Origin of the sequence: Kitasatospora sp. NPDC089509, from assembly GCF_044749365.1 — a bacterium.
GTDB lineage: Bacteria > Actinomycetota > Actinomycetes > Streptomycetales > Streptomycetaceae > Kitasatospora.
In genome coordinates this window covers 34,316-47,837 of sequence record NZ_JBIVHS010000004.1, presented here as the reverse complement: position 1 = coordinate 47,837, position 13,522 = coordinate 34,316, and the positions used below count along the sequence as shown (strand labels likewise).

The following is a 13,522-nucleotide window of genomic DNA, read 5'->3' as shown; positions in this document are numbered from 1 at the left end:
GGCCGGCCGGCCCGGTCGGGGCGGTCGGGTGGTGCTGGGGCGTGTCTGAGGCGTGGGGCGGGCCTGAGGCGGCGGGCGGCTCTGCTGCGCAGGGCGGCTCCGAGGCGGCGGGCCGGTGGCCGTACGCGCCGCAGCGCGCCGCCCGGCCGGGGCGGATCTCCCCGGTCGGACGGCGCGGATGCGCAGCGGATCCTCAGTGGGCGCGGCAGCTCAGCGCGGCGGCTCAGCGCCGGGCCGGCGGCTCAGCGCTGGGCGATGTCCACGTTCTCCAGCACGCCGACGGCGTCCGGGACGAGGATCGCGGCCGAGTAGTAGGCGCTCACCAGGTACGAAATGATGGCCTTCTCGTCGATTCCCATGAACCGCACCGAAAGGCTCGGCTGGTATTCGTCCGGAATTCCGGTCTGGTGCAGGCCGACGACACCCTGGTTGTCCTCGCCGACGCGCATCGCGATGATCGAGCTGGTGTGCCCGCCGACGATCGGGATCTTGTTGCACGGGAAGATCGGCACCCCGCGCCAGGAGCCGATGTGCTTGCCCTCGACCTCGACGGTGCCCGGGTAGAGGCCGCGCTTGCTGCACTCCCGGCCGAAGGCGGCGATGGCCTTGGGGTGGGCCAGGAACATCTTGGTGCTGCGGCGGCGGCTGAGCAGCTCGTCCATGTCGTCCGGGGTGGGCGGGCCGGAGTGGGTCTGGATCCGCTGGTCGTACTCGGCGCTCTCCAGCAGCCCGAACTCGGGGTTGTTGACGAGCTCGTGCTCCTGGCGCTCGCGCAGCGCCTCGATGGTCAGCCGGAGCTGGTGCTCGGTCTGGTTCATCGGCTGGTTGTAGAGGTCGGCGACGCGGCTGTGGACCTTGAGGATGGTCTGCGCGACGCTCAGCTCGTACTCGCGCGGCTTGAGCTCGTAGTCCACGAAGGCGCCGGGCAGGTCGTACTCGCCCTGGTGGCCGGCGGAGAGGTCGATCGCGGCCTCGCCGTGCTTGTTCTGCGCCTGCTGGAAGCCGTTCAGGTACTCCATGATCTGCAGCTGCAGCGACTCGGAGCGGTCGTGCAGCTCCTGGAAGGAGGGCCAGGTGAGCGCCATCACCGTGCCGGCCGTGGCGGCGCGGACGGTGTACGGCCAGACGCCGTCCTCCTCCTGGAGCGCCTCGTCGCCCAGGTGGTCACCGTCGGCGAGGGTGCCGACCACCGTCTCCTCGCCGTACTTGCCGGTGCCGAGGCGGTCGAGCTTGCCGTGCGCGATGAGGAAGACCTCGGTGATCGGCGCGCCCGCGCTGACCAGGACGTCCCCCGGGTTGAACTGGCGCTGCACGAAGCGGCCGGCCAGCTCCTGCAGCACCGCCTCGTCCTCGTACCCGCGCAGCACCGGCACCTCGGCCAGCGTCTGCGGGACGACCCGCACCTCGGAACCGGTCTTGACGAAGCTCACCCGGCCGCGGCCGACCTTGTGACGCAGTCGGCGGTTGACCCGGTACGTACCGCCGGAGACCTGCACCCAGGGCAGCATCTTGAGCAGCCAGCGCGGACTGATGCCCTGCATCTGCGGCGCGGACTTGGTGGTCGTGGCGAGGTTCCGCGCGCCCGCCGTGCTCAGGGACTGCTGCTGCCGGATCTCCGGTTGCGCGCCCGGAGCAGGAACACCGGCATTGGTTTCGGTCGACATATGGGGAGCCCTTCGCAAACCCGATGAAGTGTCGCCTTGCACATTCATGTTGCAGCTTCATGGTGGGCCCGTTCGGAGGCTGACCGCAATCACTCATTCGAGTGGTTCCGAATAACCGAACAAATAGTACGACTAGATCACCTGATCGATATCTGTTCGACTTTTTATTCGAACTGATCGGAATGCCGGGCCCCATCTTCCCCCATCGACCGCCCCGTCCGCGTCACCCCTTGACACCTCCCGTACGCGTCGACCCCACCGTTCGAAGCCGTCGAACAGGCCGCTAGGGTGCCCTGACCCTTCGTCAACTACGGTCCTGGAGGCGTCGCATGACCTCACCCGTACGGGTCTGGCTGAACCGCACCTACTCCGAGAACGTCTTCTTCATCGAGCAACTCCGCACCGCCGCCCGCCCGGTGGTGGTCCACGCCACCCACGCCGACCCGGACTCGCCGGTCCTCGCCGCCGCCGACCACGGCGGCCCCGAACCCGCCGACCTGCCCGCCGACGCCTACGTCGACTACGCCCTGGACTACTGCGCCCGGCACGCCGTCGACGTCTTCCTCCCCCAACTCCACCAGCTCGCCGTCGCGCTGGCCCGGCCGGAGTTCGAGGCGATCGGCACCGCCCTGCTCTGCCCGCCCGCCGACGCGATCGCGACCTTCCGGAGCAAGGCCGACGGCTACACCGCGATCGACGCCGCCGGACTGCCCACCCCGCCCCGGTGGCGGGTCCGCACCCCGGACGAACTGCTGGCCGCCGTCGACCGGATCGAGGGCGACGGGCACACCGCCTGCCTCAAACCCACCACCGGCGCGGGTGGCGCGGGCTTCCGGGTGCTCACCCGGGAGCCGTACGGCCCAACCCGGTTGCGGGGCTGGGACCACCGGGTGCAGGTCGGGCAGGTGGCGGCGGCACTGGCCGTGCCCGGGCACGACGTCGACCTGCTGGTGATGCCGTACCTGGACGGGCCGGAGGTCTCGGTGGACTGCCTGGCCGACCGGGACGGCCGCCCGCTCACCGTGGTCGGCCGCACCAAGGACGGGCGCCGCCGGGGCTTCACCACCGCGGAACGCCACCTGGAACCGGTGCGGCGGCTGGTCGGGGCGAGTGCGATGGCGTACCTGAGCAACGTCCAGTTCCGGCAGTGGGAGGGGCGGCCGGTGGTGATCGACGTCAACACCCGCCCGGCCGCCGGGCTGTACCAACTGCGGCTGTGCGGGCTCAACCTGGCCTGGGACGCGGTGCGGCTGGCGCTCGGGGAGCGGGTCGAGGCCCGCGCGGTGCCGGCGGCGTCGGTGGAGGGCGTCGAGTACACGCTGGTGTCCGGGATCCAGCCGGTGCTGCCGCGCACCGCCGCGGTACCGGCCCGGCGGGCCTGACGGGCCTGACAGGCCTGGCGGTCGGCGCGGGCACGGAAGGCATGGCGGGCGCGGTGGCTACAGCGGGCCGGTCCAGTCCAGCGTCGGCTCCAACACCCCTTCCAGGGTGAGCAGCCAGCGCTTGACCTCGATCCCGACCCGGCCGCCGCCGAAGCCGCCGATCCCGTCCGCCGCCACCACCCGGTGGCAGGGCACCAGCAGGGCGACCGGGTTGGCGGCCATCATCTGCCCGACCGTCCGGGCGGCCAGGCCGGGTTCGGTGACGTCCTCGAACACCCCGCTGCGGGCGGCCAGTTCGCCGTAGGTGACGGTCCGGCCGTACGGCACCTGCTCCCAGAGCGTCCGCAGCACCGTGCGGTGCGGTCCGGAGCTCAGGCTCCAGTCGATCGGCAGGCCCAACTCACGGGTGCGGCCCGCCAGGTAGGCGCCGATCCGCTCGGTGACGGCGTCGGACTTCGCCGGGTCGGTGCACGGCGGGGCCGCGTCCGCCCGCACCCCGTAGCCGGCCGCGGCCACGCCCAGCGGCGTCACACCGATCTGCATCGGGCCGCTGGGCAGCGGGGTCGGCACGGTCAGCCAGGACACGGACGACGACCGGGACTGCGACACGCTCGGGCCCCCACCCTCCACCGGTCCGACCGCCGGGGCTCCCGGCGGCCAGGGGGCGGGCACGCCCCACTCGCCATCGTACGGCGGGCGGGGCGGGCCACCGACCGGGCCGGTCGGGGCCGGGGCGGTCCGGGCCGGGGCGGTCTGGGCCGCTCCGGTCGGGGCCGGGGTCGCTCCGGTCAGAGCTGCCGCTTCAGCGTGCGGGCGGTCGAGGCGCACCAGTGCACCAGTTCGGAGCGGTCCGGGCTGCGTCCCTCGCACAGGACGGCGACCTGGGCGTCGGAGATCCGGTCCGGCCCCGGTATCTCCAGCAGGTACGCCAGGTCGGCCAGGACGGTGGCCAGCCGTTCCGTGGTCTCGTGGTCCAGGGTGGCCGCGGCCTGGTGGTGGCCGATGGTGAGCGAACCGGGCATGATCGAACCTCCTCCGTCACCCCCGTGCCTCCACCGTACGACCGTCCCGGCCACCCCGCCCGCCGCGGAGGCACGCACGCGTGGGCGGAGCGACCGGCGGTACTCCGGGGCCGGCCGGGCACGGTGCGCGGTGGGCCGCACCGGTGGCCGGGGGTGCGCCCCGGAGCCGTCCGAGGGGTGCGTCAGGTGTCCGGGCCTTCCTCCCAGCGACGATTCCGTACGGCCGGTACGGCCAACACTACGACCCCGGCCACCACTTGCCAGACCGACCCGAGCAACAGCACCCCGCCGGTGCCGAACCGGGCCGCGGCGGGACCGGCCGCCGCCAGCCCGAGCGGACCGAGGACGAAGGAGCCGAGCGCCCCGAAGGAGGTCAGCCGGCCCAGCAGGGCCGCGGGCACCCAGTGCTGCATCGTCGTGCCGTACAGGCTCCCGCAGACCGCCGAGCCGACCCCCGCCACCAGTGCGCCCGCGACCACCCAGGGCAGCGCCGCCCCGGCCGCCAGCGCGGCGGACGGCAGCGCCCAGAGCAGGCCGGCCGCGGTGGCCAGCGCGAGCGGGCGGCCGGGGCGACGGCCCAGCATCAGCAGCCCGCCCAGCACCGCGCCGGCCCCGTACAGGCCCATCACCAGGCCCCAGGCCCGGGCGCCGCCCAGCTCCCGCTGCGCGGTGAGCGGGCCGAGCACCAGGAACGGGGCCCAGACCAGCAGGTTGAACAGGCCCATCTGCGCGGTGGTGATCCACAGCCACGGGCGGGCGGCGAACTCCGACCAGCCGGCCCGCAGTTCGTGGACCACCGAGCCCCCGCCGCCCGCGGGTGGGCGGTCCGGGAGCCGAAGCCCGGCCAGCGCGAGGGCGCCGACCCCGTACGTCAGCGCGTCGATCAGCAGCACGGCGGCCGGCCCCCGGGTCGCGGTGACCAGGCCGGCCAGCGCGGGCCCGGCCACCGTGGACACCGAACGCGACAGGCCCAGCAGGGTGTTGCCGTCCGCCAGCAGCTCCCTGCGGCGCACCAGGTCGGGCACGATCGCGCCGAGGGCGGGCATGAACAGCCCCTCCCCGATCCCCCAGACCGCCACCAGGACCACCATCGCCCCGACCGGCGCGTGCCCGGCCGCCAGCAGCGCGGCGAACAGCGCCTGGACCAGGCCGCGCAGCACGTCCGAGCCGAGCATCAGCCGACGGCTGCCCAGCCGGTCGGCGATCACCCCGCCGGCCAGCAGGACCAGCACCAGCGGGAGGATCCGGGCGGCCATCACCCAACCGAGGTCGGTGCCCGTCCCGCCGCCGTCCAGTACCGCGAAGGCGACCGCGACCGGCGCCATCGAGGAGCCGAGGAGGGAGGTCGTGTAGCCGATGAAGAAGCGGGTGAATTCGCGCTCGCCCAGCACGGCGAGACGGTCTCCGAGCGGCCTTCGGCGGGCCCGGATCCGTTCTGTTTCCACTGCCATGGACAGCCAGTCTGCGGCGGGGCGGGAACCGGGTTCAAGGGTTTCCGGGAAAAACCTGAGCCTGGTGGCATCAATTTCTCCGGAATTCCTCACTGCCGCAGTAAATCGCTCTCCATAAGCCGATTCACCTGCGGTTTACTGCGCTCCTTGGATACCCTTGAGTGAAAGGTTCCTCGGGCATTTACTGCGGCAGAAGGCGGCGCACGTGACGGAACTCCCCCCGGTCGAGTACGGCCTCGCCGTCGAGCGCTACCTCGCCGCCTCCGGGCTCACCGAGGGCTCCCGGCGGATCTACCGGATCGCGCTGGACACCTGGGCCTGGGCACTCGCCGACCGGCCCGCCCCCACCGGCCCCGAACGCCGGCGCGCCCGCCCGCCCGTGCTGCCGCTCGCCCTGCTCGACCACCCGGACGCCGCCGCCCGGCTGCGCACCGCCGTCGCCCGACGCGGCGCCGACACCGACCCGCGCACCCTCAGCCGCGAACTCTCCACCCTGCGGGCGGCCGTGGCCTGGTGGCGCGGCCGGGGCTGGATCGACGGCGACCCCAGCGTCGGGCTGCGGCCCGGGCCGTTGCCCGGAGCGTTGCGCGGAGCGGCCCATCCCGGCAGCGGGGACGCCGCCGGAGTTGCGGTCGGGGTCGCGGTCAGGGAGGCCGGTTCGACGCCGTTGACCCCCGAGCAGCTGCGTACCCTGTTCGCCGGCCGCGCCCCACTGCGCGAACAGACCCTCTGGCACCTGCTGCACGAGTCCGGCGCCGGCATCGAGGCCGTACTGGCCCTGAACACCGACCAGTTGGACCTGCCCGGCCGCCGCACCCACCCCCGGCCCGGCCGGGCCCGGATCCACTGGGGCGCCGGCACCGCCCGGCTGCTCCCGCTGCTGATCGCCGGCCGCTCCGGCGGCCCGCTCTTCCTCACCGACCGCCGGGCCCGGACCGGCACCCCCGCCGCCGACCGCTGCCCGCACACCGGTCGCGCGCGGCTCTCGTACCGCCGGGCGGCCGAACTCTTCGGCGCCCGGGCCAGGTTGCTCGGGGAGGAGTGGACGCTGCGGCAGCTGCGGGCGGGGCGTCGGGCGGGGACCACGGCCCGGCGGGGGCGGGTCAGCGGTTGAGCCTGGTCGCCAGTCCGGCCGCGCGGTCGAGCCGGGCGTAGCCGTCGTCGTGGGCCAGCAGTTCGGTGTGGCTACCGCTGGCCGCGACCCGGCCCTCGCGCAGCAGGATGATCCGGTCGGCGTGCCGTACGGTCAGCAGGTTGTGCGAGATGATGATCGTCGTACGGCCGCTCATCAGCCGTCCCAGCGGCTCCAGGATCCGCCGCCCCGACTCCGCGTCCAGCCCGGTGGTCGGCTCGTCGAGCAGCAGCACGGGCGCGTCCCGGATCATCGCCCGGGCGATCGCGATCCGCTGGCGCTGGCCGCCGGACAGCAACCGTCCGTGCTGGCCCACCACCGTGTCGTAGCCCTCCGGCAGCCGACTGACGAACTCGTGCGCGTCGGCGGCCCGGGCGGCCGCCGTGACCTGGGCGTCGGTGGCGCCCGGGCGGCCGTAGGCGATGTTCTCCCGGATGGTGCCGTGGATGACCAGGGTCTCCTGGAGCAGCACCGCGATGTGCTCGCGCAGGTCGGCCATCGCCAGTTCGCGCAGGTCCGTCCCGTCCAGTCGGACGGATCCGCGCTCCGGGTCGTAGAAGCGCAGCAGCAGCTTGGCGATCGTCGACTTGCCCGCCCCGCTCTCCCCGACCAGCGCCACCGTCTCGCCCGGTTCGGCCCGGAAGGAGACGTCGTCCAGCGCCGCCCGGACCGTGTCCGGGTAGCTGAACCGCACCCCGTCGAAAGCCACCGCCCCGCGCACCCGGGCCGGGCGCAACGGCCGCGGCGGATCTGCCACCTGAGGGCGCTGGTCCAGCAGTTCGATGATCCGCTCGGCGGAGGCCGCGGCGGAGAAGAAGGCGTTGCTGAGTTGCCCGATCCCGTGGATCGGTTCGTAGAGGCGGGTCAACAGGGCCACGAAGACCAGGAGTTCACCGAGGGTGAGGCGGCCGTGGGCCATCTCCCAGGCGCCCAGCCCGAGCACGATCAGGCCGCCGATCAGCTCCAGCATGTCCACGATCGGGGTGAACGTCGCACGCAGCCGGGTCGCCGACATGGTCGCCCGGAAGCGGCCCAGGTTCTCCCGCATGAACCGGTTCTGCTCCCAGTCCTGCCGGTTGTACGCCTGCACCAGGGCGACGTTGCCCAGCGTCTCCTCGGCGAGGGCGCTGACCGAGCCGCTGCGCCGCCGCCGCTCGCGGGAAGCCGTCTTCACCCGGGCCGAGAAGTGCCGGGCGGTGACCCAGAACAGTGGCACGACCACCAGTGCGGTCAGCGCCAGGTCCCAGCGCAGGTAGAACAACACGCCCAGGAAGACCGCCAGTTCGGCGACGTACGCGACCGCTTCCAGGATGCCGGACAGCAGAAAGGTCTCGACCGCCTCGATGTCCGAGGTCACCCGGGACAACACGTCGCCCAGTCGGCGCCGTTCGAAGAAGCTCAGCGGCAGGTCCTGGAGGTGCTGGAAGACGTCCGCGCGCAGTTCGAGCAGGAAGCGTTCGCTGACCCAGGTCGAGGCCATCTCGTCCACGAAGCCCAACGCGCCGGCCAGCAGGGCCAGTCCGGCGTACGCCAGCGCCACCGGCAGGAACAGTCCGTACCGGTGCGGCACCAGCACGTCGTCGATGACGATCTTGAACAGCCAGATCATCGCCGCGTCGACCACCGGTCCGAGCAGGACGAGCACCAGCAACGGCACCAGCCAGCGCCGTCCCCCGCGGGTGTAGGGCCAGAACCGCCGGAAGGTCCGCCGCAACGACACCGCCGGGGCCGGAGAGACGACCGGATCAGCCCGGTCCTCTCCCTCGCCCGTATCGACGGCCAACCACTGCCGCGGTGACCACACCGGCTCGTCCTGGCCCTACGCCATCATCGGTCCGTCAGCCGTCAGTACCGGCCGTGCCGACGGCCCCGACCACGCCCACGACCACGACCACGACCACGACCACGACCGTAGTCGTCCCGGTCGTACCAGTCATCGCCGTAGCTGCGTCCGCCACGACCGCCGTAACCGCGTCCACCGCGGCCACGCCACAGCGACGGCACCAGGTTGGACAGCACACTCATGGCTGCCACCCTTCTCTCGATCGGCCCCCTGATTGATCGAACCTTCCCCGGGTCGCCCCGGTTTCTCCCCCACCGAGGGATACGGACGAGCGGGCGGGGGTGCTCAGTGCGTGCGCGGAGAAAATTCGCGAGCACCGGCCCGGCCCGCCAAGGCGCCCGTCGTCACGGGCCCGCCGATCGTCACGGGCCCGCCGATCGTCACGGGCCCGCCGATCGTCACGGGCGCCGCAAAGACCGTTACGGGCGCCGCGAAGACCGTTACGGAGCCGATGGGCGGCCGTGACGCGGCCGGGCGGGCACCGCGACACGGCGCTCCTACTGTCGCTGGCGACGCACCGGCCACCCCCGGCCGGGCGTGACGCAGACCAAGGAGAACCGCCCATGAGCAGGACCCCGCGCCGGACCCGCACCGACCGTTCGCCCGCCCGTCGCATGCTGGCGGTCTGCGCCCTGACCGGCGCCGCGCTGGTGACCGTCGTCACCGGCGGGCAGGCCTGGGCCGACGGCACCCCGCAGCCGGCCTCCGCCAAGCCGACCGCCGCCCCCGCCGACGGGTCGGCCGCCGGCGCGACCTCGGCCCGTCCGACCCCCTCCGCGGCGGCCGTCGAGCCCGGCTCCGCCGCCGCCCCCGGCGTCGTCGGCACCGCCAAGCCGGCCCACCCGGGCGCCACCGGTCAGCCCACCCCCGCCCCGGCCGGCGGCCAGCCGCAGGTCCGCGAGGTGCCGAAGGGTGCCGCCCAGGCCGGTGACGGCTCGGGCGCGACGGACGGCAACGGCCTGATGCTGGCGGGCGGCGGCGCCGTCGCGGCCGTCGGCGCCGGTGCGCTGGGCTTCGCCCTGCTGCGTCGCCGCTCCGGTGCGCGTGGCTGACACCGGTCCCGAGTCCGCCGGGCACCCCGGCGCCCTTCCCCCGCACCCGGCCGGGCGGGGAAGCGGCGCCGGGGTGCCCCGGGGGGCGGGGACCGACCGGCGGGGGACCGGCCGACGGCGCACCGACGGGCGGGGCGCCGACGGGCCCGCGGGCGACCGGCGGGGCGGCCGCGGGCGGCGGCGCGCCGCCCGGCCCGGCCCGAACGTCCTGCAGCGGACCGTCTTCGGCACGGCCGGCCTGCTCTGCCTGACCCTCGGCGTCTCGCTCGCCCTCTCCGGGCGGGACACCCCGGTGGTGCGGATCGAGACCTCCGGCCACGACCCGGCGCCCGCCGCCACCACCCCCACCACGCCGGCCGGTGCGCCGACCACCGCCGACCGCGCCCGCACCGCCTCCCCGCCCACCCGCCTGCTGATCCCCGCCATCAAGGTGGACGCCCCGGTGACCGACCTCGGCCTGAACACCGACGGCACCGTCCAGGTGCCCTCGGCCGACCGGGCCGACGAGGTCGGCTGGTACCGCAACGGCCCCACCCCGGGCGAGAACGGCCCCGCCGTCCTGATCGGGCACCTCGACACCAAGCACGGCCCGGCGGTCTTCCAGCACCTCCCGGAACTCCACCCGGGCGACCTGCTCCGGATCCGGCGCGCGGACGGCGGCACCGTGGACTTCAAGGTCCGCAGCCTGATCCAGGCCACCAAGGACCGCTTCCCCACCGACACGGTCTACGGCGACACCCCCGGGCCCGCGCTGCGGCTGATCACCTGCGGCGGGCGGATCGGCCCGGACGGCCATTGGACGGACAACATCATCGTCCTGGCGGACCCGGCCTGACCCGGCCCCGCCCGGGGCGGGGCCGGGTGGAACCACCGGTCCGGGGCGGAACCGGCGGTCGCCGCCCGGGCGACCTACCACCGGCGGAGCAGTACCGCTACAACCGGAACCACGAGAATCATGGGGACCACTGGCACCCCCGGGACCCACAGAGAGCACCGCAGCGACCACCGCACCACCGCGGACGAGGAGGACGAGCACCGACCGTGGCACCACCGTCCCCGCCCCCGCTCCGCCGCCGCCCCGGCGCCGTGTCCGCGGCCGCCCTCGCCGCCCTGGCCGTGCTGACCGTCCTCGGCGTCCTGGCCTTCGGCCGCCCCGCCCCCGGCGGCCTGCGGGACGACGGTCCGCGCTCGGCGGTCACCCCGCCGGCGTCCGCCAAACCGCTCTGGCCCGACCTGGCCACCGCCCCGCCGCCGACCACCCCGCCCGCCGCCGGCTCCACCACCCAGGCCCCGCCGCAGCCCGTCCCCGACCTGACCGTCCCCGGGCACGACCTCACCGCGGTCGACGTCCGTGCCCTCCTCACCAAGGACCCGGCGGTGAGCACGGAGGAACGGCGCGCCCTCGACTCCTGCGCCGACTGCGGGGTGCGGGCCCCGGAGTTCCGCGACCTCACCGGCGACGGACGGCCCGAGCTGATCACCGTCGTCACCACCCCCGGGCAGGTGGTGCTGCACGTCTACACCCTCGCCGGCGACCGCGTCCTGCCGATCCTGCGGGTCCAGGTGCAGCCGCAGTTCGGCGCCGCGACCGTCGACTCCGACCTGCTGCTGTACGAGTCCACCACCCTCTCCACCCGGACCACCAGCCGCTACCACTGGGACGGCAGTCGGCTCACCCTGGTCGAGCGACAGGTGGACGGCGTCGGCCCGCTCCCGTCCGCCGAACCGGGCGGCGACCAGCCGTCCGTCACCGGCGCCGACCGGGCACCCGCCCCGGCGCGCCCCACCGCCGGGCCGAAACCGGGCCCGGGCGCGGTCGTCCCGCCCGCACGCTCCGCCCAGCCCACCCCCCAGCCGTCCGCCCCCGCCGTCCAACCGGAAGCCAAGCGATGACCAGCGCAGCCGCCCCCGCCCAGCCGCACATCCTGCTCGTAGAGGACGACGAGGTGATCCGGGAGGCGACCCGGATGGCCCTGGAGCGCTACGGCTTCCCGGTCACCACCGCCGCCGACGGCCTGGAGGGGCTGGAGGCCTTCCACGCCGTCCGCCCCGACCTGCTGCTGCTGGACGTCATGCTGCCGCTGCTCGACGGGGTCGGCCTCTGCCGCCGGATCCGGGAGGAGAGCCAGCTGCCGATCCTGATGATGTCGGCCCGCACCGACCCGGTGGACGTGGTGTCCGGCCTGGAGGCGGGGGCGGACGACTACGTGGTCAAACCGTTCGAGAGCGCCGTGCTGGTCGCCCGGATCCGTACGGTGCTGCGCCGCGTCCCGGTGGCCCCGCCGACCGCCCCCGCCCCGACCGCTCCGTCGTCTACCACCCCTCCCCCGCCTGCCCCTCCGTCCGCAGCCCCGGGCGCCACCCCCGCTGCCGCCGCCCCGTCCGCCGCCCCCGCTGCCGCCACCCCCGCCGTCCGCAACCTCGACGGCCTCCAGGTGGACACCGACAGCATGGAGGTGCGGGTGGACGGCCGACTCGTCCCGCTCACCCCCACCGAACTGCGGCTGCTGCTGGAGTTCACCGCCGCGCCCGGCATCGTGCTGGAGCGCTCCGTGCTGCTGGAACGGGTCTGGGACTACGAGTGGGGCGCCGACACCCGGGTGGTGGACGTCCACGTGCAGCGGCTGCGCGCCAAGATCGGCTCCGGCCGGATCGAGACCGTCCGCGGCTTCGGCTACAAGCTGCGACGTCCCGCATGACCCTGCGCCGCCAGATCGCCACCGCCGTCGCCGCCATCTCCGTCCTGGTCGCGGTGGCCGTCGGCCTGCTGGTCCACCAGGCGATGATCCGTCAGCACGTCGACCAGGCCCGGTCCTCGGCGCTCACCGCCCTCGGCACCGCCCTGACCGACTACGGCCGCGGCATGGCCGTCCCCGGCGCCGCCCTCGACGACCCCGTCCTGCCCACCCGGCTGCACGAGCTCGCGGCCGGCGGCCGGCAGGGCTCGCTGCTCGCCACCGACGCCCAGGGCGAGGCGATGTGGGCGGCCGGCCCGGTCCGGGGCGGGGTGCTCTCCGTCCGGCTGGACTTCACCCAGGACCGCCGGGCGATCGCCGACCTGGACCGGATCATCCTGATCACCGTCGTCGCCGCGGTCTTCACCACCGTGCTGGCCGGCGTGCTGGTCGCCGACCGGATCAGCCGCCGGCTGCGCACCGCCGCCACCGCCGCCCGGGGCATCGCGGCCGGCGGCACCGACACCCGGATCGGCGAACTCGTCGACGGGAAGGACGAGGTCGCCGACCTCGCCGCCGCCGTCGACCTGATGTCCCGCACCCTGCACCGCCGGCTGGCGGACGAACAGCGCTTCACCGCGGACGTCGCCCACGAACTGCGCACCCCGCTCACCGGCCTGGTCACCGCCGCCGAACTGCTGCCGCCCGGCCGCCCCACCCAACTGGTGCAGAACCGGGTCCAGGCCCTGCGCGCCCTGGTCGAGGACCTGCTGGAGGTCTCCCGGCTGGACGCCGACGTCGAGTCCCCCGACCTCTCCGCCGTCCCACTGGAACGCGCCGTCCGCCGCACCGTCACCCTCACCGGCCTGGACGTCGCCGTCGAGATCGCCGCCGACACCACCGGCCAACAGGTCCGCACCGACCTGCGCCGGCTGGACCGCATCCTCGGCAACCTGCTGCTCAACGCCCACCGCCACGGCGCCGGCCCGGTCGAACTCCACGTCGACGGCCGCCGCATCACCGTCCGCGACCACGGCCCCGGCTACCCCGACGACCTCCTCCACCACGGCCCCCAGCGCTTCCGCACCAACGCCCCGGAACGCGGCCGCGGCCACGGCCTCGGCCTCACCATCGCCACCGGCCACACCCGCGTCATCGGCGCCACCCTCACCTTCACCAACCACCCCACCGGCGGCGCCCTCGCCACCCTCACCCTCCCGCCCGACTGACCCCCACAACGCCGGAAGGGCCGACCCGATGACGATCGGGCCGGCCCTTCCGGCATTCCAGCACTGAGCCCC

At 74.5% G+C, this 13,522-nt stretch carries 12 protein-coding genes; 7 read left to right on the top strand and 5 right to left on the bottom strand.

All coding sequences use genetic code 11. The features are described 5' to 3' along the window. Nucleotides 1-242: 242 nt before the first annotated feature. Nucleotides 243-1,664: a family 2B encapsulin nanocompartment shell protein gene (locus tag ACIP4P_RS09875; protein WP_350518741.1), complete on the bottom strand. Its 1,422-nt coding sequence runs from the start codon at nt 1,662-1,664 to the stop codon at nt 243-245. A 329-nt stretch (nt 1,665-1,993) separates the two neighbouring features. Between ACIP4P_RS09875 and ACIP4P_RS09870 the strand changes: the two genes are divergently transcribed. Beyond that, entirely contained in the window at nt 1,994-3,046 is a 1,053-nt protein-coding gene (locus ACIP4P_RS09870; protein ID WP_400916536.1) for an ATP-grasp domain-containing protein, read from the top strand. A 57-nt stretch (nt 3,047-3,103) separates the two neighbouring features. Here ACIP4P_RS09870 and ACIP4P_RS09865 read toward each other — a convergent pair whose 3' ends face one another. From ACIP4P_RS09865 to ACIP4P_RS09855, 3 genes are all read right to left on the bottom strand, one after another. Next, the gene (locus ACIP4P_RS09865; protein WP_350518739.1) at nt 3,104-3,631 is read right to left on the bottom strand and encodes a methylated-DNA--[protein]-cysteine S-methyltransferase; all 528 of its coding nucleotides are present in this window, start codon (nt 3,629-3,631) and stop codon (nt 3,104-3,106) included. 203 nt (nt 3,632-3,834) lie between these two features. Beyond that, nucleotides 3,835-4,068, bottom strand: a complete 234-nt coding sequence (locus ACIP4P_RS09860; protein ID WP_350518738.1) for a hypothetical protein — start codon at nt 4,066-4,068, stop codon at nt 3,835-3,837. Nucleotides 4,069-4,250: 182 nt separating this feature from the next. Further along, complete coding sequence (locus ACIP4P_RS09855; RefSeq protein ID WP_400916532.1) at nt 4,251-5,519, bottom strand: MFS transporter; 1,269 nt, start codon at nt 5,517-5,519, stop codon at nt 4,251-4,253. A gap of 205 nt (nt 5,520-5,724) precedes the next feature. Here ACIP4P_RS09855 and ACIP4P_RS09850 point away from each other — a divergent pair, with 205 nt between their 5' ends. Next, nucleotides 5,725-6,633: a hypothetical protein gene (locus ACIP4P_RS09850; protein ID WP_400916529.1), complete on the top strand. Its 909-nt coding sequence runs from the start codon at nt 5,725-5,727 to the stop codon at nt 6,631-6,633. Here the strand turns inward: ACIP4P_RS09850 and ACIP4P_RS09845 are convergent. Beyond that, complete coding sequence (locus ACIP4P_RS09845; RefSeq protein ID WP_400916527.1) at nt 6,623-8,371, bottom strand: ABC transporter ATP-binding protein; 1,749 nt, start codon at nt 8,369-8,371, stop codon at nt 6,623-6,625. The two genes, ACIP4P_RS09850 and ACIP4P_RS09845, sit on opposite strands and share 11 nt — an antisense overlap. A gap of 686 nt (nt 8,372-9,057) precedes the next feature. On the opposite strand from ACIP4P_RS09845, the gene ACIP4P_RS09840 reads away from it, so the two are divergent. The 5 genes from ACIP4P_RS09840 (at nt 9,058) to ACIP4P_RS09820 (ending at nt 13,450) form a co-directional block, all read left to right on the top strand. Continuing rightward, nucleotides 9,058-9,546: a hypothetical protein gene (locus tag ACIP4P_RS09840; protein ID WP_400916524.1), complete on the top strand. Its 489-nt coding sequence runs from the start codon at nt 9,058-9,060 to the stop codon at nt 9,544-9,546. Continuing rightward, nucleotides 9,539-10,381, top strand: a complete 843-nt coding sequence (locus ACIP4P_RS09835) for a class F sortase (protein ID WP_400916521.1) — start codon at nt 9,539-9,541, stop codon at nt 10,379-10,381. The genes ACIP4P_RS09840 and ACIP4P_RS09835 overlap by 8 nt, the downstream gene beginning before the upstream one ends. A gap of 206 nt (nt 10,382-10,587) precedes the next feature. Then, complete coding sequence (locus ACIP4P_RS09830) at nt 10,588-11,439, top strand: hypothetical protein (RefSeq protein ID WP_400916518.1); 852 nt, start codon at nt 10,588-10,590, stop codon at nt 11,437-11,439. Further along, nucleotides 11,436-12,245, top strand: coding sequence for a response regulator (locus ACIP4P_RS09825; RefSeq protein WP_400916516.1), 810 nt, complete (start codon nt 11,436-11,438; stop codon nt 12,243-12,245). Before ACIP4P_RS09830 ends, ACIP4P_RS09825 begins: the two co-directional genes overlap by 4 nt. Next, complete coding sequence (locus tag ACIP4P_RS09820) at nt 12,242-13,450, top strand: sensor histidine kinase (protein WP_400916515.1); 1,209 nt, start codon at nt 12,242-12,244, stop codon at nt 13,448-13,450. The genes ACIP4P_RS09825 and ACIP4P_RS09820 overlap by 4 nt, the downstream gene beginning before the upstream one ends. Nucleotides 13,451-13,522: the final 72 nt, after the last annotated feature.